This window comes from Nocardia lijiangensis NBRC 108240, from assembly GCF_001613045.1.
Classification (GTDB): domain Bacteria; phylum Actinomycetota; class Actinomycetes; order Mycobacteriales; family Mycobacteriaceae; genus Nocardia; species Nocardia lijiangensis.
Genome location: NZ_BDBP01000060.1, coordinates 18,532 through 39,697, shown reverse-complemented (window position 1 = coordinate 39,697; position 21,166 = coordinate 18,532). Strand labels below are relative to the sequence as shown.

20 protein-coding genes and 1 pseudogene are annotated in these 21,166 nt (G+C 66.5%); 16 read left to right on the top strand and 5 right to left on the bottom strand.

The annotated features are described in order from the left end of the window. The first annotated feature begins 19 nt into the window (after positions 1 to 19). Positions 20 to 1,570 (top strand): acyl-CoA synthetase, encoded by a 1,551-nt coding sequence (locus tag NL1_RS22250; protein ID WP_067842527.1) that lies wholly within the window; start codon positions 20 to 22, stop codon positions 1,568 to 1,570. A 24-nt stretch (positions 1,571 to 1,594) separates the two neighbouring features. Here NL1_RS22250 and NL1_RS22245 read toward each other — a convergent pair whose 3' ends face one another. After that, entirely contained in the window at positions 1,595 to 2,596 is a 1,002-nt protein-coding gene (locus NL1_RS22245; protein WP_067842599.1) for a sigma-70 family RNA polymerase sigma factor, read from the bottom strand. A 177-nt stretch (positions 2,597 to 2,773) separates the two neighbouring features. Here NL1_RS22245 and NL1_RS22240 point away from each other — a divergent pair, with 177 nt between their 5' ends. Continuing rightward, the gene (locus NL1_RS22240) at positions 2,774 to 3,193 is read left to right on the top strand and encodes a VOC family protein (RefSeq protein ID WP_067842524.1); all 420 of its coding nucleotides are present in this window, start codon (positions 2,774 to 2,776) and stop codon (positions 3,191 to 3,193) included. Positions 3,194 to 3,253: 60 nt separating this feature from the next. Here the strand turns inward: NL1_RS22240 and NL1_RS22235 are convergent, their stop codons facing one another. Continuing rightward, positions 3,254 to 4,036: a crotonase/enoyl-CoA hydratase family protein gene (locus NL1_RS22235; protein ID WP_067842521.1), complete on the bottom strand. Its 783-nt coding sequence runs from the start codon at positions 4,034 to 4,036 to the stop codon at positions 3,254 to 3,256. Positions 4,037 to 4,096: 60 nt separating this feature from the next. Here NL1_RS22235 and NL1_RS22230 point away from each other — a divergent pair, with 60 nt between their 5' ends. Further along, positions 4,097 to 5,737, top strand: a complete 1,641-nt coding sequence (locus NL1_RS22230; RefSeq protein ID WP_067842518.1) for an acyl-CoA synthetase — start codon at positions 4,097 to 4,099, stop codon at positions 5,735 to 5,737. Between the two features lie 72 nt (positions 5,738 to 5,809). Here the strand turns inward: NL1_RS22230 and NL1_RS22225 are convergent. Continuing rightward, positions 5,810 to 6,901, bottom strand: a pseudogene (locus tag NL1_RS22225) (FAD-dependent monooxygenase); the annotation flags it as partial. On the opposite strand from NL1_RS22225, the gene NL1_RS39635 reads away from it, so the two are divergent. Continuing rightward, positions 6,795 to 7,043 carry a TetR/AcrR family transcriptional regulator gene (locus NL1_RS39635; RefSeq protein ID WP_245673454.1) on the top strand — a complete coding sequence of 83 codons (249 nt, stop codon included), beginning with the start codon at positions 6,795 to 6,797 and terminating at the stop codon, positions 7,041 to 7,043. The pseudogene NL1_RS22225 and the gene NL1_RS39635 sit on opposite strands and share 107 nt — an antisense overlap. A 100-nt stretch (positions 7,044 to 7,143) precedes the next feature. On the opposite strand, the gene NL1_RS22220 is transcribed toward NL1_RS39635, so the two are convergent. Both NL1_RS22220 and NL1_RS22215 read right to left on the bottom strand, forming a co-directional pair. Next, positions 7,144 to 8,247, bottom strand: a complete 1,104-nt coding sequence (locus NL1_RS22220; RefSeq protein WP_067842512.1) for an acyl-CoA dehydrogenase family protein — start codon at positions 8,245 to 8,247, stop codon at positions 7,144 to 7,146. Between the two features lie 21 nt (positions 8,248 to 8,268). Continuing rightward, positions 8,269 to 9,462, bottom strand: coding sequence for an acyl-CoA dehydrogenase family protein (locus NL1_RS22215; RefSeq protein ID WP_067842510.1), 1,194 nt, complete (start codon positions 9,460 to 9,462; stop codon positions 8,269 to 8,271). Positions 9,463 to 9,613: 151 nt separating this feature from the next. Here NL1_RS22215 and NL1_RS22210 point away from each other — a divergent pair, with 151 nt between their 5' ends. From NL1_RS22210 to NL1_RS22155, 12 genes are all read left to right on the top strand, one after another. Then, on the top strand, positions 9,614 to 9,802 hold the full coding sequence (locus NL1_RS22210) for a ferredoxin (protein WP_067842507.1): 189 nt from the start codon (positions 9,614 to 9,616) through the stop codon (positions 9,800 to 9,802). A 44-nt stretch (positions 9,803 to 9,846) separates the two neighbouring features. Next, positions 9,847 to 10,752 carry a 3-oxoacyl-ACP reductase gene (locus NL1_RS22205; protein WP_067842504.1) on the top strand — a complete coding sequence of 302 codons (906 nt, stop codon included), beginning with the start codon at positions 9,847 to 9,849 and terminating at the stop codon, positions 10,750 to 10,752. A 285-nt stretch (positions 10,753 to 11,037) separates the two neighbouring features. Further along, a complete protein-coding gene (locus tag NL1_RS22200) occupies positions 11,038 to 11,802 on the top strand; it encodes an MlaE family ABC transporter permease (protein WP_067842501.1) in 765 nt (254 codons plus the stop codon). Positions 11,803 to 11,806: 4 nt separating this feature from the next. Continuing rightward, positions 11,807 to 12,658, top strand: a complete 852-nt coding sequence (locus NL1_RS22195) for an MlaE family ABC transporter permease (RefSeq protein WP_067842497.1) — start codon at positions 11,807 to 11,809, stop codon at positions 12,656 to 12,658. A gap of 5 nt (positions 12,659 to 12,663) precedes the next feature. Beyond that, positions 12,664 to 13,845 carry an MCE family protein gene (locus NL1_RS22190; RefSeq protein ID WP_373862578.1) on the top strand — a complete coding sequence of 394 codons (1,182 nt, stop codon included), beginning with the start codon at positions 12,664 to 12,666 and terminating at the stop codon, positions 13,843 to 13,845. Beyond that, complete coding sequence (locus NL1_RS22185; RefSeq protein WP_084510853.1) at positions 13,842 to 14,870, top strand: MCE family protein; 1,029 nt, start codon at positions 13,842 to 13,844, stop codon at positions 14,868 to 14,870. Before NL1_RS22190 ends, NL1_RS22185 begins: the two co-directional genes overlap by 4 nt. Next, on the top strand, positions 14,863 to 15,936 hold the full coding sequence (locus NL1_RS22180; RefSeq protein ID WP_067842495.1) for an MCE family protein: 1,074 nt from the start codon (positions 14,863 to 14,865) through the stop codon (positions 15,934 to 15,936). The genes NL1_RS22185 and NL1_RS22180 overlap by 8 nt, the downstream gene beginning before the upstream one ends. After that, positions 15,933 to 17,177, top strand: a complete 1,245-nt coding sequence (locus tag NL1_RS22175) for an MCE family protein (RefSeq protein ID WP_067842492.1) — start codon at positions 15,933 to 15,935, stop codon at positions 17,175 to 17,177. Before NL1_RS22180 ends, NL1_RS22175 begins: the two co-directional genes overlap by 4 nt. Next, positions 17,177 to 18,394, top strand: coding sequence for an MCE family protein (locus NL1_RS22170; RefSeq protein ID WP_067842593.1), 1,218 nt, complete (start codon positions 17,177 to 17,179; stop codon positions 18,392 to 18,394). Before NL1_RS22175 ends, NL1_RS22170 begins: the two co-directional genes overlap by 1 nt. Further along, a complete protein-coding gene (locus NL1_RS22165; RefSeq protein ID WP_067842489.1) occupies positions 18,391 to 19,821 on the top strand; it encodes an MCE family protein in 1,431 nt (476 codons plus the stop codon). The genes NL1_RS22170 and NL1_RS22165 overlap by 4 nt, the downstream gene beginning before the upstream one ends. Further along, entirely contained in the window at positions 19,818 to 20,651 is an 834-nt protein-coding gene (locus NL1_RS36770; RefSeq protein WP_084510852.1) for an Rv1363c family protein, read from the top strand. Before NL1_RS22165 ends, NL1_RS36770 begins: the two co-directional genes overlap by 4 nt. Further along, positions 20,648 to 21,148 carry a h domain protein gene (locus tag NL1_RS22155; RefSeq protein WP_067842486.1) on the top strand — a complete coding sequence of 167 codons (501 nt, stop codon included), beginning with the start codon at positions 20,648 to 20,650 and terminating at the stop codon, positions 21,146 to 21,148. The genes NL1_RS36770 and NL1_RS22155 overlap by 4 nt, the downstream gene beginning before the upstream one ends. Positions 21,149 to 21,166 lie beyond the last annotated feature (18 nt).

The following is a 21,166-nucleotide window of genomic DNA, read 5'->3' as shown; positions in this document are numbered from 1 at the left end:
GCCTCCGCACGATCCCTCCGTGCAGGAGTCGGTGAAAATTCTCGGTCTGTGGAACATCGCGAACGCCGAACCCGATCGGATCGCCATGGTCGATCCTTCGGGCCGGGAGGTGACCTATCGCGAACTGGCCACGCTCGCCGATCGCTACGCCACCGGGCTGCGCGCCCTCGGCCTGCGGACGGGCGACGTGCTGGTGAGCATGGTGCACAACTGCGTCGAGGCGATCGCCGCCTACTTCGCGGCCTACCAGTCGGGGCTCTACATCGTCGCGGTGAACTGGCATCTCACCGGCCCCGAGGTGGCCTACATCCTCCAGGACAGCGAGGCGAAGGCGTTCTTCGCGAGCGACCGGTTCGCTGCCGCCGCGAAGGCCGCCGCCGACGAGGCGGGTCTGCCTGCCACGGCGCGCTTTTCGGTCGGCGAGATCGAGGGCTTCAAGTCGGTGGCCTGGCTCGGTGCGGCCGACACCGGTCGTCCGTCCGAGCGCAGCACCGGCGCGCCGATGCTCTACACCTCGGGAACCACGGGCCGCCCCAAGGGAGTTCGGCGTCCGCTGACCGGCGCCGACCCCGACGTGGTTCCGCCGCACACCGCCGCGTTCTTCGGTCTGTTCGAGCTGACGCCCTACGACGATCACGTGCACATCTGCGGTTCGCCGCTGTACCACACCGCGGTGCTGAACTTCGCGACCATCTCGATCCAGTTGGGGCACACGCTCGTTCTCATGGACAAGTGGGAAGCCGAGGAGATGCTGCGGCTGATCGACAAGTACCGGGTCACCCACAGTCACATGGTGCCCACCCAGTTCCACCGGCTGCTCGCGCTTCCGGAGGCGGTGCGCGCGAAGTACGACGTGTCCTCGCTGCGCAGCATGGTGCACGGTGCGGCGCCGTGCCCGCAGGAGACCAAGCGTCAGATGCTGGAGTGGTGGGGCCCGACGGTCACCGAGTACTACGCCGCGACCGAGGGCGGCGGCACGGTGATCAACGGCGCCGACTGGCTGCGCAAGCCCGGTTCGGTCGGCAAGGCGTGGCCGTGGTCGGTGATCAAGGTGCTCAGCGAGGAGGACGGCAGCGAGGTCCCCGCGAACGAGACCGGCCTGGTGTACATGAAGATGGGCGCGTCCAGCTTCGAGTACCACCACGACAAGGCCAAGACCGACGACGCCAGGGTCGGCGACCTGTTCACCGTCGGCGACATCGGCTACCTCGACGAGGACGGCTACCTCTACCTGTGCGACCGCCGCTCGGACCTGATTCTCTCCGGCGGCGTGAACATCTACCCCGCCGAGATCGAGAGCGTGCTCGTCACCCACCCGAAGGTCGCCGACGTCGCGGTCTTCGGCATCCCGCACCCGGACTGGGGGCAGGAGGTGAAGGCCGTGGTCCAGCCCGCGGAAGGCGTGGACGGCACCGCTGACCTCACCGCCGAGCTACTCGCTTTTGCGGCAACGCAATTGGCGAAGTACAAGATGCCGCGCTCGATCGACTACCTCCCCGAGCTTCCCCGCGACCCGAACGGGAAGCTGTACAAGCGCAAGTTGCGCGACCGGTACGTGCCTTCGTCGTAGGGGTTCGGCCCCTGATCGGAACCCTCACACAGCAGGTTCGCGCAACTCCATCGGCAGGTCGAACAGCGGGAACAACCGCTCGGTGTCCAGGAAGAAGTTGAGACCCGAGATGGTGTCGCCGTCCATCTCCAGCACCGTGATCGACCACGGCACGAACACGCCCGGTTCCTCGGTCGGCTTGTAGTGGCCGAAGGCGGGGAGGCCGTTTGCGCCTTCCAGGCGGACCATCCGGGATCCCGCGCACGCGCTGCCGGTGCCGAGCATGAACGTGGCCACGTTCTCCGGGCCGGAGATCCACAGCTCGAAGGGCGGCATGGACAGTGCCACATCGGCTTTCAACAGCGTGGTCAGCGTGTCCATGTCGTAGGCCTCGAAGGCGGCGACGAAATCGTCGATCAGTTTGCGCTGATTCTCGTCGGATTCGTCGTAGCCGTCGGTGCTGGCCGGCTGCACCTTGGACATGGTGGCCCTGGCGCGCTGCAAGGCACTGTTCACCGAGGCGGGCGACATGGTGAGAGCCTCGGCTGTCTCGTTCGCCGAGAAGCGCAGCACCTCGCGCATGATCAGGATGGCGCGCTGGGTCGCGGGCAGATGCTGACATGCCGCGACGAAGGCCAGCCGCAGGGTGTCCTTGGTGGCCGCGTGTTCGGCCGGATCCGCCCCGAAGGCAAGGGCATTCGGGATCGGCTCGATCCAGACGTAGTCCGGCTGCGGCGCGGGCAGCGGCGAATCCGGCCTGCCGGGGCCGGACAGATCCATCGGCCTGGCCCGGCGCTGCGGACCGTCGAGCATGTCCAGGCAGACGTTGGTGGTGATGCGGTACAGCCAGGATCGCAGGCTGGCCCGGCCCTCGAAGGAGTCGTAGGACTTCCACGCCCTGGTGAAGGTCTCCTGCACCGCGTCCTCGGCCTCGAAGGAGGAACCGAGCATGCGGTACGCGTAGGCGCACAGCTCCCGCCGGTGGCTCTCGAATGATGCGAGCACGTCGGGCGAGAGTGTGGTGAACGGGCTGGCCGAGTCGCTCATGGATGTCACCATGCCACAGCCCACCGACACAAAACAGGCCCGAAACACGGTCGCACCTGGACCAAGATCGGCCGGAAACGTCGTGACCGCGATCACAGGCGATAAAAGCGATGAGTTCGCGCAGCCGGCTCCGTCTCTACGTGTGAACCCGCCAACGCGCCCTGAGAGGACGAGAACATGAGCAGCAAGATGATCTTCATCAACCTTCCGGTCACCGATCTGGACCGGTCGAAGGCCTTCTACGAGGCCCTGGGCTGGAAGGTGAATCAGGACTTCACCGACGAGAACGCCTCCTGCATCGTCGTCGACGACAACATCTGCCTGATGCTGCTGACCAGGGAATACTTCACGACCTTCAGCAAGCGGCCGATCGCCGACACCGTCTCGGCCACGGCCGCCGCCTACGCGCTCTCGCTGTCGAGCGCGCAGGAGGTCGACCAGCTGACCGCGGCTGCGGTGGCCGCGGGCGCCACCGAGGAGGTCAACGAGGACAAGCGCGCCCAGGAGGCGCAGGTCGGGATGCACGGCCGCACCTTCATCGACCCCGACGGCCACCAGTGGGAGCCGTTCTGGATGGACTACCCGGGCGCCAACTGACGCCCGGACACAACGCGGCCCCCGTGCGCGAACGCGCCGGGGGCCGAGCGGTATTCGGCGTCAGTTGCCGGAGAAAGTGGGCTTGCGCTTCTCCGCGAACGCCTTCGGCCCTTCCTTGGCATCGGCCGACTTGAAGACCTCCGCGCCGAGCTCGGCATCGATCTTGAAGGCCTCTTCCTCGTGCATGCCCTCGGTGTCGCGGATGGTGCGCAGAATGGCCTGCACCGCGAGCGGGCCGTTGGCCGCGATCAGTCCGGCGATCTCGAGCGCCTTGTCCAGCGCGGTGCCGTCCGGGACGACATGCCCGATCAGCCCGATCTCCTTGGCCTCCGGCGCGGTGATGTGCCTGCCGGTGAGCAGGATGTCGGCGGCCACGGTGTAGGGGATCTGGCGCACCAGGCGCACCGCGGAGCCGCCGAGCGGGAACAGGCCCCAACGTGCCTCGGACACACCGAATTTCGCGCTCTGCCCGGCCACGCGGATGTCGGTGCCCTGCAGGATCTCGGTGCCGCCCGCGATGGCCGGGCCCTCGACCGCCGCGATGAGCGGCTTGGTGAGCCTGCGGCCCTTGAGCAGCGCCTCGATCTTGGACAGGTCCCAGCCGCCGCCCTTGAACGAATCGCCGGGGTGCTGGGTGGTCATCGCCTTGAGGTCCGCGCCCGCGCAGAAGGCGCCGCCCGCGCCGGTCAGGATCGCCACCCGAATGTCCGGATCGCTGTCCACCTGGTCCCAGGCGTCGCGCATGATCGCCATCATTTCGGCCGACAGCGCGTTGCGGGCCTCCGGCCGGTTCATGGTGACGATGAGAACGTGGTCGCGCTTCTCGACGAGGCAGTGCGGCATTGCGGATTCTCCTGACTTTCGAGCCTTGTCAAGAACAGTAACACGTTCTATTTTTAGCGTGTGAGCCACAACATAGCCGACCTCGTCGAACATGCCATCGACCTCATGCCCGATCGCGTCGCGCTGGCCGACGACAGCCGTGAGGTGACCTACGCTCAGCTGGAGGAGCGCGCCAACAAATTGGCCCACTACCTGCTGGAACAAGGTGTACAGCCGGGCGACAAGGTGGGCATCTACTCGCGCAACACCATCGAGGCCGTCGAGGCCATGGTCGCGGTGTTCAAAGCGCGCGCCGTGATGATCAACGTGAACTACCGATACGTCGAGAACGAGTTGCAATACATCTTCGACAATTCGGACATGGTCGCGCTGATTCACGAGCGACGCTACAGCGACAAGGTGGCCGTGGTCCGGGCCGCGACCCCGCAGCTGCGCACCGTCATCGTCGTGGACGACGATACGACCGGCACGATCCCCACCGCAGCGGATTCGGTGGAATACGAAGCGGTGCTGGCGCAGTCCTCGGGCGCACGCGATTTCGGTGAACGTTCCCCCGATGACCTGTACATGCTCTACACCGGCGGCACCACCGGCATGCCCAAGGGCGTGATGTGGCGGCAGGAGGACGTGTGGCGCGTGCTCGGCGGCGGCATCAACTTCCTCACCGGCGAATATGTCGCCGACGAATGGGATCTGGCCAAGCTCGGCGCGGCCAACCCGGCGATGACCCGTTTCCCGATCCCGCCGATGATCCACGGCGGTTCCCAGTGGGCCACCTTCCAGAGCCTGTTCGGCGGCGGCAAGACCGTGATGATCCCGGAGTTCACCGGGCACGGCGTGTGGCAGCACATCGACCGCCACGGCATCAACCTCATCTTCATCACCGGTGACGCCATGGCCAGGCCGATGCTGGACGCGTTGATCGAGGGCAACCCGGAAACCGGTAAGCCGTACGACCTTTCGACGCTGTTCGCGATCGCCAGTAGCGCGGCGCTCTTCTCGCCCGCCATCAAGGAGAAGCTGCTCGATCTGCTGCCGAACCGGATGATCACCGACTCCATCGGATCCTCCGAGACCGGGTTCGGTGGGCTCAGCATGGTCACGAAGGGCGAGGCGCACACCGGCGGACCGCGGGTGAAGATCGACGCTTCCACCGAGGTGCTCGACGAGGCGGGCAATCCGGTGGTGCCGGGATCCGGCCAGATCGGCATTCTCGCGCGCAAGGGTCACATTCCACTCGGCTACTACAAGGACGAGGCCAAGACCGCCGCGACCTTCAAGGAGCTCAACGGAACTCGCTACTCGATCCCCGGCGACTACGCCCGGGTCGAAGAGGACGGCACCGTCACGATGCTCGGCCGCGGTTCGGTCAGCATCAACAGCGGCGGCGAGAAGATCTTCCCCGAAGAGGTCGAGGGCGCGCTGAAATCGCACCCGGAGATCTTCGACGCGCTGGTGGTCGGCGTCGACGACGAGCGCTGGGGTCAGCGCGTCGTCGCGGTGGTGCAGTGTCGCGGCGAAAACCGTCCCACCCTGGAGGAGCTGCGCCCGGTGCTGACCAAGGAGATCGCGCCCTACAAGCTCCCTCGCAGCCTCTGGTTCGTCGAGGAGATCAAGCGTTCCCCCGCGGGCAAGCCCGACTACCGCTGGGCGAAGGCCCAGACCGAAGAGCGCCCGGCCGACGAGGCGAACGGCAAGTAGTCACCAGCGCAAACAAGGGCCGCCGCGATCATCGCGGCGGCCCGTCGTCGTGCACCGAGCGCGGCGGTGTGGTCAGCGGGTCGTCAGCTCGGCCAGGCGGAAGGCGAGACGGGTGCGGAACGCGGGAATCCGGCTCAGCGCCGAGAGTGCGGTGTTGCGTGCGAGCCTGGCGATGCGGGGGCGCAGGGTGGCCATTTTCGTCATGCGATCGGTGAACGCCACCACCTCCACGGCGACGGGGCGGCGGGTGGCTTCGTACTCGTCCAGGAGCCGCTGCGGCTCGCCGGTCAGGACCCGCGCGAGCAACGGGCCGAGGGCGGCCGCGTCCTGGATGCCGGTGTTCATGCCCTGCCCGCCCGCCGGGCTGTGCACGTGGGCGGCGTCGCCGACCAGCAGGACGCGACCCACGCGGTAGTGGTCGGCAACCCGGTGGTGCACGCGGAATCGCGAGCTCCAGAGCACTTCCCGCACCCGCACGTCGCCGCCCGGGCCGCGGGTGTCGAGGATCGCCTGAATGTCCTCGGCGGTGGGGTGTTCGGGCGCCTCGGCCACCGTGGCGACCACGCGGTAGCGGTCGGGTTCGGCGTCGTCGGGCAGTGGCGCGACGACGGTGACACCCTCGGGCGAAAGGTGCAGCGCCACTTCGTCTCTGGCGATCGGCCAGGTCATCCGCACATCGGCGAGGACGAACGAGTCGGGGTAGGTGTCGCCGGTGAAGCCGATGCCCGCCTGCTCGCGCACGATGCTGTGCATGCCGTCGGCGCCGATGACGTACTCGGCGCGAATGGTGCCGGGGGCGCCCGCGGCATCGGTGTATTCGACGGTGACACCGTCGTTTTCGTTCACCACCCGGGTGACCACGTACGGCCGGTGCACCCGCCCGCCCGCCTTGTGCAGGCGCTCGAGCAGTACCGCCTCGGTGGTGACCTGCGGGGTCATCAGGGTGTACGGGTACGGGGTCGGGAGCTTGTCGAACCCGATGGTCGCGAGGGTGCGCGCGCCGTCGTGCAGGGTGAAACGCGGAACCTGGATGCCGCGCAGGATCAGTTCCTCGGCGATGCCGAGCTCGGCGAGCACCTCGAGGGTCCGCGCGTGCACAACAGCGGCGCGGGAGGTGTTGGCGCCCTCGGCGAGCCGGTCCAGCACGACGACGTCGACGCCCGCGTCCGCGAGGGTGCCCGGCCTGGCCTTGTGCCGGTACGTGCTACGACTCCCCCCGGTCGTCGCCATGACCCCACCCCAGCTCATCGCCGACATCGCCCCCACCCTCCAGCGCTACCTGACCTCCACGCAGCCCGCCGCTTAGAGGCGGAACGCCCGGTAGCTGCGGGCTCCGGGACGACGATCGGCCCGTCGGTTGTGCCGACGGGCCGATGTCAGGATGCGGTTGTGCCGCGGGTTTCGGGTCAGGACGGGTTGGCCAGGAGGGCGCCGATGGCGCGGAGGTGGTCGATGCCTGCGCCGAGGGCGAATTCGTTGTGCTTGGCGGCGGTGAAGTAGTTGTGCACGATGTGGTCGCGGTCGATGCCGACGCCGCCGTGTACGTGCACGACGGTGTGGGCGACGCGGTGGCCCGCGTCGGCGGCCCAGAACTTGGCGGTGTGCACGGCTTCGGCGGCGGGCAGGTCCTCGGCGAGGCGCCAGGCGGCCTGGGTGACCGCGAGACGCAGGCCCTGCACGTCGATGTAGGCGTCGGCCAGGCGCTGCGCGACGGCCTGGAAGCTGCCGACGGCCTTGCCGAACTGCTCGCGCTCACGCGCGTAGTCGGCCACGAGGTCGAGCGCCTTCTCGACGGTGCCGAGCTGCTGAGCGCTGAGCCCGAGCCAGGCGCGGGTGAGGATCCAGTCCAGCAGCTCCGCGCCGCCCTCCACCGTGCCGACCAATTCGGCCGGGGTGTCGGTGAATTCGACGCCGAACTCCGCGCTGAAGTCCACTACCTGCTGCGCGGTGACCTGCACCGACGCGTCAGAGGGGTCGACGAGGAAGACCGCGGGCACCCCGGAGACCGTGGCGGGCACCAGGATTCGGGCGGCGCGGTCGGCGTAGGGCACCGTGGTCTTGGTGCCGGTCAGCCGCCAGCCGCCGTCGCTCTCGCGGGCGACGGTGGTCGGCTTGGCGGGCTCGTAGTTGTGCTCCTCGGCCAGGGCCGCGGTGAGGATCGCGCTGCCCTCGCCCGCCTGCGTCGCCAGTGCGCGCTGGTCCTCGGATCCGAACCGCGCCAGCGCTCCCGCGCCGACCACGATCGACCACAGGTAGGGCACCGCGGCGACCGACTTGCCGAGCTCGCGCAGCACCGCGGTCTGCTCGAGCGCGCCCAAGCCGCTGCCGCCGACCTGCTCCGGCAGCGCCGCGGCCAGAATTCCGGTCTCGGCCAACGACTTCCACAGCGTCTCGTCGAACCGGCCCGCCACGTCGAGTGCGCGCAACCGGTCGGCGGTGACGAGCTTGCCGCACACCTCGCCGGTCAGGCGGGCCAGGTCGAGCTGGGCTTCGGTGGGGGTGAAATCCATGGTGGTCTCTCTGCTTTCTGCTCAGCGCGCCGAGGCAGGCTGGCGGAGGGCGGTCATGGCGATGATGTCGCGCTGCACCTCGTTGGTGCCGCCACCGAACGTCAGGATCAGTGCGGCCCGGTGGAAGCGCTCCAGGCGTCCGCGCAGTTCGGCGCCGGGGGAGTTCTGGCGCAGATACGCCTGCGGGCCGAGGACCTCCATCAGCAGCCGGTACGCCTCGGTGGCCAGCTCGGTGCCGTAGACCTTGCAGGTCGAGGCATCCCAGGGGCGCGGCGCCGCGTCGCCGCCCGCGTCGGCGCGGCTGGCGATCTCCCAGTTCAGCAGCTTCAAGTATTCGACCTTGGCGTGCACCTTGGCCAGATTCAGCTGCACCCATTCCTTATCGATGACGCGCGAGCCGTCGCCCGACTTGGTCGCGCGCGCCCACTCGACGGTCTGGTTCAGCGCGACCGTCAGCGGGCCCGCCGAGGTGAGCGCGACGCGCTCGTGGTTGAGCTGGTTGGTGATCAGCGCCCAGCCGCCGTTCTCCTGGCCGACCAGCGAGCTCACGGGCACGCGCACATCCTGGTAGTAGGTCGCGCTGGTGTCCGGCCCGGCCATGGTGTGCACCGGTGTCCACGAGAATCCCTCGGCCGAGGTCGGCACGATGAGCATGCTGATGCCCTTGTGCTTCTTGGCGTTCGGGTCGGTGCGCACCGCGAGCCAGACGTAGTCGGCGTAGGCGATCAGGCTGGTCCACATCTTCTGACCGTTGATCACGTAGTCGTCGCCGTCGCGCACCGCGGAGGTGCGCAGGCTGGCCAGGTCGGTGCCCGCGCCCGGCTCGGAGTAGCCGATGGAGAAGTGCAGCTCGCCCGCGGCGATCTTGGGCAGGAAGAACTTCTTCTGTTCCTCGCTGCCGTAGTGCATGATCGTCGGCGCCACCGAGTTGATGGTCAGGAATGGCACGGGGGCGCCCGCGATGGCGGCCTCGTCGGTGAAGATCAGCTGGTCCATGGTCGGCCGGTCCTGGCCGCCGTACTCCTTGGGCCAGGCCAGCGTCAGCCAGCCGTCGCGGCCCATCTCCTGGACGACCTCGCGGTACACATTGCCGTGCCCGTACTCACCGGTCGTCGCGCTCAGCGCGGCCCGGCGCTCCGGTGTGATCAGCCGCGCGAAGTAGTCGCGCAACTCGGCGCGGAGCTCTTCTTGCTGCGGCGTGTACGCAATGCGCATGGCAAAACCTCATGTCGTTAGATTCGCTTGTCCCGATGATTGCATATCGACTGAAACATGTTCCAGTATTGCCCAGGAATCCGGCCGATGGCGGCGCGCGTGACCGCGCGGGCTTGTAGGCTTCGAAGAGAGTCCATGTAAAGGAGTTCCCATGAAGGTCATTGTCGATCGGGATCTGTGCGAGGCGAACGGAATCTGCGTCGGAATCGCCCCCGACGTGTTCGAACTCGACGACGAGGACCAGCTGCACATCCTGGCCGCCGAGGTGGCCGACGACCGTCTCGGCGATGTCGAGGATGCGGTGGCGCAGTGCCCGAAAGCCGCGCTGAAGCTCCTGTGAAAGCGTCTTGCCAGTAGGTTGGAACACGTTCTAAAGTCGGGCCGGTGAACGAAACTGATCTGAGCTTGGCGGGCCGTGTGGCGATCGTGACCGGTGCGGGCGCCGGACTCGGCAAGGCCGAGGCGCTCGCCCTCGCGGCCGCCGGCGCCTCGGTGGTGGTCAACGACCTCGCGGAATCCGACGCGGTTGCCGAGACCCTCGCCGAGATCCGGGCGCTGGGCGCCAAGGCGGAGTTCGTCGCGGGCAGCATCGCGGAGCGGTCGACGGCCGACGCGCTGCTCAGCACCGCGAACGAAGCGTTCGGCAGCGTGGACATCGTGGTCAACAATGCGGGCATCACCCGCGACCGGATGCTGTTCAACATGTCCGACGAGGACTTCGACGCGGTGCTCGCGGTGCACCTGCGCGGCCATTTCCTCTTGTCTCGCAATGCCGCCGCCTACTGGCGCGCCAAGTCGAAGGAGGCGGGCGCGCCGGTCTACGGCCGCCTGATCAACACCTCCTCCGAGGCGGGCCTGCTCGGCCCGGAGGGGCAGGCCAACTACGGCGCGGCCAAGGCGGGCATCACCGCCCTTACTCTCTCGGCCGCGCGTGCGCTCTCGCGCTACGGCGTGCGGGCCAACGCGATCGCGCCCCGTGCGCGCACGGCGATGACCGAAGCGGTGTTCAGCGCGGCCCCCGAAGGCGGAATCGATCCGCTCGCGCCCGATCACGTGGCGCGGCTGGTCGCCTACCTGGCTTCGCCCGCGGCCGACGCGGTCAGCGGGCAGCTGTTCGTGGTCTACGGCCCGATGGTGGCGCTGATGGCCGCGCCCGTTGTCGAGCAGCGGTTCGACGCCGCGGGGGCGTCCTGGGACTCAGGTGACCTCGCGGCCACGCTCTCCGGCTACTTCGCCGAGCGGCCTGCCGGGCAGACCTTCTCGGCTTCCTCCCTGACCGAACTGGGCTGACCTGGTCGCCTTGGCCGAGCGACAACTGATCAGCTGTCCAGCTGTTGATCATGAGTCCGGCACTTGGTAGACATGACGGGTGTGTGACGCCTCACAAAGGCGTCACCACCGATGTATGACACACGTTTCATATTCCAGGGCCGTCATCTAGAAAACGTGCAGTTCAAATGTGACTAAAACGGCACAACATAGATGTGAACATGTTCTAATCAATCCCGGCGACGCGGCCATGGTGCCGTGTCGCGCCATGCAGCAATACATGCAGTTGAGCTAGGAGGATCGCGGATGAACGAGGTCCTTGCTGTCCCGTTGCGGGCCGTCGGTGGGTTCTTCGAACTCGCCGCGGAGGTAGCCCGTGCGAGCGTCCGCAGGCCCTTTCAAGCGCGTGAGTTCATCGATCAGTCCTGGTTCATCGCGCGCGTGTCCATCGTGCCGACCGTGCTGGTCGCGATCCCGTTCACCGTTCTGGTGAGCTTCACGCTGAACATTCTTTTGCGCGAGATCGGCGCGGCCGACCTCAGCGGTGCGGGTGCGGCCTTCGGCACGGTCACCCAGGTCGGACCGATCGTCACCGTGCTCATCGTGGCGGGCGCGGGCGCCACCGCGATCTGCGCGGATCTCGGCGCTCGAACCATCAGAGAAGAAGTCGACGCGATGCGCGTCCTCGGCATCGACCCCGTCCAGCGACTGGTCGTGCCGAGGGTGCTGGCCTCGATGTTCGTCGCACTCATGCTCAACAGCCTGGTGTCCACGATCGGCATCGTCGGCGGCTTCTTGTTCTCGGTCTATCTGCAGGACGTGAACCCCGGCGCCTTCGTCAACGGCATCACGCTGCTCACCCACCTGCCCGAGCTGATCATCTCCGAAGTGAAGGCCGGATTGTTCGGGCTGATCGCCGGACTGGTGGCCTGTTACCTCGGCCTGAACGTCAAAGGCGGTCCCAAGAGTGTCGGTGATGCGGTGAATCAGACCGTCGTCTTCGCCTTCATGGCCTTGTTCGTGGTGAACGTGGTGGTCACCGCCGTCGGCATCAAGTTCACGGTGCGGTGACGCGATGGCCTTCGTGATCCAGTCCCGGTTTCCCCGCGCGGTGCGCCGGGCGCGCCGGATGTCGGATTCGCTGGACTCGGTGGGTAAGCACGCCGTGTTCTACGGGCAGGCGCTGGCCTCGATGCCGCGCGCCCTCATCCACTACCGGACCGAGACCATCCGGCTGATCGCCGAGATCAGCATGGGCACCGGCGCGCTCGCCGTCATCGGCGGCACGGTGGTGATCGTCGGCTTCCTGACGCTGTTCGCGGGCGGCACCATCGCGGTGCAGGGCTACAGCTCGCTGGGCAATATCGGCGTCGAGGCGCTGACCGGCTTCTTCTCCGCCTTCCTCAACGTGCGCATCGCCGCGCCGGTGATCTCGGGCATCGGGCTTGCCGCCACCATCGGCGCCGGTTCCACCGCCCAGCTCGGTGCCATGCGGGTCTCCGAGGAGATCGACGCGCTGGAGGTCATGGCGATTCGCCCGGTGCCGTATCTGGTCGGGACAAGGGTACTGGCCGGCATGATCGCGATCGTGCCGCTTTACGCGCTGGCCGTGATCGCCTCATTCATGGCGGCCCGGTTCGCCACGGTGGTAATCTACGGGCAATCAGCCGGCGTCTACGACCACTACTTCTCGACCTTCCTGATTCCGAGCGACATCCTGTGGTCATTCGCGCAAGCGATCCTCATGGCGCTGGCGGTCATGATGATTCACACTTACTACGGCTATTACGCTGCGGGCGGCCCGGTGGGTGTCGGCGTCGCGGTCGGCAACGCGGTGCGTGCCTCCCTGGTCGCGGTGGTCACGGTGACCCTGCTGATCTCCCTGGCCATCTATGGCACCTCCGGCAACTTCCACCTCTCCGGATAAGCGGTATGGGAACGATGAAGCTGAAATTGGCCGGCGCCGCGATGGTGCTCGCGCTGGCCGGGATCGTCGCGATCGCGATGATCATGTTCGTGGGCGGGTTCACCCCGACCGAGACCATTACCGTGACCGCGCCGCGCAGTGGCCTGGTGCTCGACACCGACGCCAAGGTGAAGGTCCGTGGCGTGGAGATCGGCCGGGTCGCTTCGGTCGACCACAGCGATGGTTTCGCGCAACTGCGCCTGGAAATCGACCCCGATCAGTTGAAGCTGGTGCCGGAGAACGTGGGCGTGGACATTCGATCCACCACAGTGTTCGGCGCCAAATACGTGAATTTCATTGTGCCGGAGGAGCCTTCGAAATCCTCGCTGAAGCCTGGGTCGACCATCGCCGCGAGCAAGGTGACCGTCGAGTTCAACACGTTGTTCCAGCATCTGTCGGATCTGCTGGCGAAAGTGGAGCCGGACAAGCTGAACGCGACGATTTCGGCCCTGAGAACGGCCCTGGAGGGGCGGGGACAGAAATTGGGTGAATTGCTGTCCACCAGCGACGCGTATCTGCGGGACACCGTCAACCCGTACCTGCCTACGCTGCAGACGGATTTGAACAAGACCGCCGAGGTCACCGGTATTTACGGCGACACCGTGGGAGATCTGCTACGCACGGTGGACAACGCGACCACCACCAGCAGAACGATCGCCGAGGAATCCGGCAATGTGGACGAGCTGCTGACCAATCTGATCGGGCTCGCCGACACCACCGGATCGGTGCTGCGGGACAACGAACAGCGGTTGATCACGGCGCTGGATCTGATGACGCCGACCGTGCAGCTGCTCTACGACTACAACCCGGCCACCGAATGCCTGATCAACGGCATCGGCAAGCTGATGCCGCTGGCCGAGGAGATCTTCGGCGGCATGTACGACGGCGTCGGCATGAACACCAACTTCCAGCTGGGCTCCAAGCCCTACACCTATCCGGAGGACCTGCCCAAGGTGAACGCCACCGGCGGCCCGCGCTGTGAAGGTGTGACGAACCGGGTGCCGGACAGCCACTCCGACTACGTGGTCACCGATACCAGTGAAGGCGCGCCGTTCACACCGAACGCGACGCCGCCGCGGTTCCACGACGCCCAGCCCAAGATCTTTCAACTGCTGTTCTCTGGTCTGCCGGGGGTGCCAACGCCGTGAAAAACACCGCGACAACGGTCAAACTGACCATCTTCACGCTGGTGATGACGCTGGTCTTCGCCGGATTGGTGATCGTCTTCAGCCAGATGCGTTTCGCACGGGAATACGGATACAAGGCGGTCTTCACCAGTTCCTCGGGCATGCTGCCCGGTTCGAAGGTCCGCATCGCCGGTGTGCCGGTCGGTTCGGTCACCTCGGTGAAGGTCGGCAAGGACAATCTCGCGCACGTCGAATTCGACGTCGATCGCCGCTACCCGCTGCTCACCAGCACCCGCGCGACGATCAAGTACGAGAACCTGGTCGGCGACCGCTACATGGAACTGCTGGAGGGGCCCGGTAGCGCGGACACGCTGCGCAAGGGCGGCACCATCGGCACGGACAAGACCTCGCCCGCACTGGATCTGGACATGCTGCTCGGCGGCTTCAAGCCGCTGCTGCGCGGCCTCGACCCGGGCCAGGTGAACGATCTGACCGCGGCGCTGCTTCAGATCTTCCAGGGTCAGGGCGGCACCCTGGTCTCGCTGCTCAACAGCAGCGGTTCGTTCGGCAAGACGCTGGCCGAGCGGGACGAGCTGATCGGCAACGTGATCAACAACCTGAACACCGTGCTGCAGACCATCGATCAGCGCGGCGACCAGTTCCGCACCACGATCGACGAATTGCAGCGCCTGGTAACGGGTTTGGCCGAGAACAGGGATCCGATCGGCGACGCGTTGCCGCGCATCGCGGGCGCCACCGGCGACCTCACCGACCTGCTCGCGCAGGCACGTCCGGATCTGGCGGGGACCATCGGCAACCTCGGCCGGCTGTCCACCAACCTCGACAACGGCAGCGACACCTTGCAGTGGGTGCTCGAGCGGTTGCCCGACACCTACAAGAAGCTGATCCGGATCGGCTCCTACGGATCCTTCCTGCAGATGTACATCTGCGGGACCTGGCTGCTCGTCGACGGGCCGGACGGAAGGCCGATCGAGATGACGCTGCCAGGTGGGCAGTCGACCGGGAGGTGCTCCTCCGATGGCTGATACCAACAGGTCGCCGGCCATCACGATCGGTGTGGTCGGCATCGTGATGGCGGTGTGTATCTCGCTGAGCGCGTTGCAGTTCACGCAGCTGCCGTTCATCCGGAGCGGCGCGAGCTTCACCGCACACTTCGCCGACGCGGGCGGACTACTGCCGGGTGATCCGGTGCAGGTCGCCGGTGTCCGGTCGGGTCAGGTGGACGAGGTCGAGCTGGATGGCGACAAGGTGCTTGTCGAGTTCAGTCTGGACGAGTCGATCGAGTTGGGCGACAAGACCTCCGCCGCCATCAAGACCAACACCGTGCTCGGCCGCAGGTCGCTGGAGCTGCTGCCACAGGGCCAGGGCGCACTGCGCGCCACGGACACGATTCCTTTGGACCGCACCACTTCCCCGTATTCGCTCAACGACGCACTGAGCGAGCTGGGCGCCACGGTGCGGGGCCTGGACCTGCAGCAGGTCGACGAGACCTTGGACGCGCTCTCGGCGACCTTCGCCGACACCCCAGCGCCGCTGCGCGCGGCGCTGGACGGGGTTACCGCGTTGTCGCGCAGCATCAATGCCCGCGACGAGGCGCTCTCGCAACTGCTGACCCGGGCCCAGAGCGTCACCGAGACCCTGGCCGATCGCAGCAACCAGATCAACGCACTGCTGCTCGACGGCAACAACCTGCTCGGTGAACTAGATCGGCGCCGTGCGGCCATAGCGCAGCTGATCGTGAACGTCAACGGTGTCGCGCAGCAGCTGACCGGGCTGGTCAACGACAACGAACCGCAGATGAAAGACACCCTGGACCGGTTGAACTCGGTGCTGAGACTGCTCGAGCGCAACAAGCAGAACATCAACGACGCGCTCGACAATCTCGGACCATACGCGGCCGCACTGGGCGAGCAGGTCGGCGGTGGCCCGTGGTTCAACGCCTACGTGGTAAACGCGAGCTCCGCTGCGCTGCAGACGCTTTCGGACGCCCTGGTATGGCCGCAGCACCTGCCGGAGGATCTGCGCAACATGTTCCTCAACCCGAATCCCCTCACCACCATCCGCCCGTCAGAAGAGGATCCACCGCGATGACGTTGCAGAACAAGGTCGGCAAGTTGCCGCGCTGGGTGCTGGTGGTAGCCGGTGTGGTGGTCGCCGCGCTGGTGGTGGTCGGGGTGTACAACGGTGTCACCCGGATCGGTAAGACCACGATCACCGCGTATTTCCCGTCCACGAACGGACTTTACGCGGGTGACGACGTGCGAGTGCTCGGGGTCAAGGTCGGGCGAATCGATTCGATCGAGCCGGGCCGGGATCGGGTGAAGGTCGAGCTCACCCTGGATCGGGGGATCGATATCCCAGCCGACGCGAAGGCCGTGATCATTTCGCCGTCGCTGGTGACCGCCCGTTTCATTCAGCTGGCGCCGGCCTACACCGGCGGCGCGAAGCTCGGCGATGGCGCCGAGATCCCGATCGAGCGCACCGCGGTGCCGGTCGAATGGGATGACATCAAGGCCGAATTGTCGAAGCTGGCAACCACATTGGGACCGGTAGGGGACGACGAGCAGGGGTCGTTCGGTCGCTTCATCAATACCGCCGCGGACAATCTCGACGGTAACGGCCAGAAGTTCCGCGATACGCTGCGCGAACTGTCCGCCACGCTGACCACGCTCTCAGATGGCCGCACCGATCTGTTCGGCACGATTCGCAATCTGCAAAGATTCGTCGAGGTGCTCTCGGCGAGCAACGAGCAGATCGTGCAGTTCGGCGGGCGCCTGGCCTCGGTCTCGCAGGTGCTGGCCGACACCTCCACCGATCTCGGTGCCGGACTGGACAATCTGGATATCGCGCTGGCCGATGTGAAGCGCTTCATCGAGGGGAGCGGCACCGAACTCTCCGAGGGTGTGGAGCGGCTGGCCAGCGTCACCCAGATCTTGATGGACAAGCGGCCCGAGGTCGAGCGGGTGCTGCACTCCGGGCCGACGGCGCTGGTGAACTTCTACCAGATCTACAGCCCCGCGCAAGGCACTCTCGGCGGTATGGCCGCACTGAACAACCCGGCCGACCCGCTCAGCTTCCTCTGCGGATCGATCGAAGCCTTGGAGACCAACGACTCCGAGCGCAGCGCCCAGCTGTGCGCGGAAATGGTCGCGCCGCTCATCTCTTCCCTCGCCATGAACTACGTGCCGATCATGACGAACCCGGCGAGCGGCGTGCATGCCTTCCCGGACCAGCTGGTGTACAGCACGCCAGAAGTGGAAGCCCAGGTTTCGGCGCAGGTCACCGTGCCCGAAGGCGTGGCCGGATTAGCTATTCCAGGAGGCGCACGGTGATCACCAAATCAGCCCACCGTCTCGTCGCGCTCGCGCTCGGCGTCGTGACGCTGTCGATCTCCGGCTGCGAATGGGACGGGCTGAACTCGATGCCGCTGCCCGGTGCCGACATCGCCGCTGGCGCTTACGAAGTGAAGATCCAGATGCCGAATGTCACGACGCTGACCCGGAATTCGCCGGTGCGTGTGTCGGACACGGTCGTCGGAGCGGTCACCGATATCGACGTCGAGGGCTGGCACGCGCTGGTCACCGTCGCGATCGATCCCGGAGTTCGCCTGCCCGCCAATGCGATTGCCAAGGTCGGGCAGACCAGTCTGCTCGGTAGTAATCACGTCGAGCTGTCCGCACCGACGGATGTCGCACCGGTCGGTGAGCTGAAGGCCGGCGATGTCATTCCGCTCGAGCGCGCGGGGGCCTACCCGACCACCGAGCAGGTGCTGTCCTCGTTGTCGGTGGTGGTCAACGGCGGCGGTCTCGCGCAGCTGGAAACCATTACCCGCGAACTGAATACGGCGCTGAGCGGTCGCGAGGACGATATCCGCGACCTCCTGCCGCAGCTGAACACGCTGACCACCGGGCTGAACCAGCAGACCGCGGACATCATCGAAGCCATGGAGGGCCTGGACTACCTGGGCGGGCAACTGGCCGACCAGACCGACGTCATCGACAAGGCCCTCGATCAGATCCACCCGGCGCTGACCGTACTGGCCGACCGCACCAAGAACATCACCGCGGCGGTCAGCGCACTCGGCGACCTCAGCGATGTCACCGACCGGATCATCCAGGCCAGCGGCGAGGACCTGAAGACCAACCTGGCCAACCTGTCTCCGATCCTGGACACGCTCGCCGGTACCGGCACCAACCTCATCGAAGCGCTGAAGATCCTGCCCACCTTCCCATTCCCGATGAAGAACATCGGGAATGCGATCAAGGGTGACTACATGAACCTCTGGATCACGGTGGACATGACCGGAAAGCGGTTGGACAGCAACTGGCTCACCGGTACCCCGCTGGGTGGCCGGTTCGGTGGCGTCGAAGGCGTTATCGGTAGCTTCGCGCCGAATACCGCGGCCGAGGGGAGCAATCCGGCCACCGCGCCGCTGGCGCCGACCGTGACGCCGACGATTCCCGGCCTGCCCCCGATTCCTGGACTACCGGCCATCCCCGGTCTCACGGTGCCGCTGGAAAACACTTCCCCGGAAGGAGGGCCGCGATGACGCTGACACGCTTCGTCCGGATCCAGCTGACCATCTTCGCCGTGCTCACTGTGATCGGCCTCGTGGTTATGGGCGGGATGTACGTGCGTGTGCCCGCCATGTTCGGCATCGGCCGCTACGAAGTGACGGTTCGGCTGGCCGCCACCGGTGGGCTCTACGAGACCGCGAACGTGGCCTATCGCGGCACGAATATCGGCAAGGTGCAGGAGGTCCGGCTCACCCCGGATGGTGTCGAGGCAAAACTGTCCATCGACAGCGATCAGAAGGTCCCCGCCGATGTCGACGCCTGGGTGCGCAGTGTGTCCGCCATCGGCGAGCAGTACGTCGACCTGATTCCAGCCGAGGATCCCAAGGGCGGCAACCTGTCCGACGGCGCCGTGATCCCGCAGGAACGCACCAAGCTGCCCCAGGATGTCGGCGACCTGCTGGACCAGGCCGACAAGCTGCTGTCCACGATCACCAACACCCAGTTGCGTCAGCTGCTCGACGAGGCATTCCTCGCGTTCAACGGCGCGGGCCCGGATCTGCAACGCTTCATCGATTCGGCGGCACTGCTGATCCAGGAGGCGAACGACAACGCGGAACCGACCAAGAAACTGCTCGATCAGATCGGGCCGCTGCTGGACACCCAGATCGAATCCGACGCCGCAATCCGGTCCTGGACTCAGAACCTCGCGACAGTGACCGATCAACTGCGCCAACATGATCCGGCGCTGCGCAATCTGCTGCGCGATGGTCCGTCGGCCCTGCAGACGGTGAGTGCGCAGTTCGAATCGCTGCGGCCGACGCTGCCGCTGCTGCTCAACAATTTGGTCGGTCTCGGGCAGGTGGGCGTCACCTATCACGCAGGGCTGGAGCAGATTCTGGTGGTATTCCCTCCTTTGATCGCGGCGCTGCAGACCATTATCCGCGGACCGTCCAAGTATGGCGCGATGGTGGATTTCCAACTGGTGGTGAATGATCCGCCCGCGTGCACGACGGGCTTCCTGCCGGCGAACGAGCGCCGATCGCCCGCCGATACCTCGCCTGTGGATACTCCGCGCGGGCTGTACTGCAAGGTGCCGCAGGATTCGGACATCGCTGTGCGCGGTATCCGCAACACCCCGTGTATGGAATACCCCGGCAGGCGTGCGCCGACTCCGGAGCTCTGCCGCACGGGCTACGTGCCGGAGGGTGACAATCCGGCTTGGGGCCCTGTCACCCCGTACGAGGCGCCGGCTACGGATCCGCAAACCCCGGACGTGACTCAGGTCGCACCCGCGTCCTATGGTGGACAGACACCCGCGGCGGCTCGGAGCTACGACCCGAACACCGGGGTGTACATCGGTTCCGATGGTCGAACCTACCGTAATGGCGATGTCGGGCCCGGCGGATCGGGCACAATACCGGCGAGCTGGCAGGCAATGTTCGAGGAGCAACAACGATGACCCAGAACAACGGCGACACTCACCGCACGCGTCGGCGTGCGGGCCGTCCAGCGGGGCCCCCGGTCGAGGAGACCGGGGCCGGCGAAGTCACGGTCAAAAGTCCCGCCGTTGTCCCGGTCGCCGAGACCCAGTCGGTGACCCCGGAGCCCGCTACCTCCCAGCGCGCTACCTCCGAGCGTGCTCCCGCTGAGCCGGATGCCGAGGTGACCGCGGCGGCTCCGGTTGCCGAGGACACAGCGGTGGCCGAGAAGGTCGCGCTCACCAAGGAATCCGCGGTGGAGCCGGGGAAAGACGCCGCCGATGTGCCGGAAGCCGCAGATGGCCTGGCGGGTGCGCAGCCGAAACTCGGTGCCAGGCGCATCGTCGCGCTGGCCGCGAGCGCAGTGCTGGTACTGGCCCTGATGGTCGGCGCCGGAGTCACGGTTTTCATGGTGCACAACAACACCGTGCGCGAGGACCGCCGGACCGAGTACCTGCAGGCCGCCCGGCAGGCCGTGCTCAACTTGACAACCATCCGGGCCGACTCCGCCAAAGAGGACATCGAACGGATCCTGGCCACCGCCTCGGGTAAGTTCAAAACTGAATTCGACGGCCGCGTAGACCCTTTCATGGAAGTCGTGAAGCAGGCCAAGGTGGTCTCCACCGGCGAAGTCATCGAGTCCGCGCTTGTGCGCGACGACGAGGACTCGGCGATCGTGCTGATCGCCGCCAAGCAGACCCTGACCAACGCGGGCTCCGCGGAACCGCAGACCCGTTTCTACCGGTTCCGGATCACCGTGACCCGCACCGATTCCGGCCTGTCCGCGTCGAATGTGGAGTTCGTGGCATGAAAATCTCGAAGCTCAGCCCGCTCGTCCTGACCGTCGGCGCCTTGGCCGGTGTGCTGGCTGCCATCTCGCTGGTCGTCACGTCCTACTTCGGCTACCGCTACTGGGACCAGGAACGCGCCGAAAAGGCTCGCACCGAAGTTGTCGACGTGGCCAGTCGCTCGGTCGCCACCATGTTCACCTACGACTACAACACCGTCGACAAGGAACTCCCGAAAGCCGCCGAGGCCCTCTCCCCGGAGTTCCGCGAGGACTACCTCAAACTCATCAACCAGGCCATCGCCCCCGGCGCCAAGGAAAAGCAACTCACCGTCCGCGCCACCACCCAGGCCGGCGGCGTCGTCGAGGCCAGCTCCGACCACGCCGTAGTCCTCTTGTTCCTGAACCAGGTAACCACCAGCAAGGAAAACGCACAGGGCACCACCACCGGAAGCCGAGTACGGGTCGAGCTCGAGCGCGAGGATTCCCGTTGGCTCATCGGTGCGGTCACACCGGTCTGAGAGGTCGGCCGAATCGGC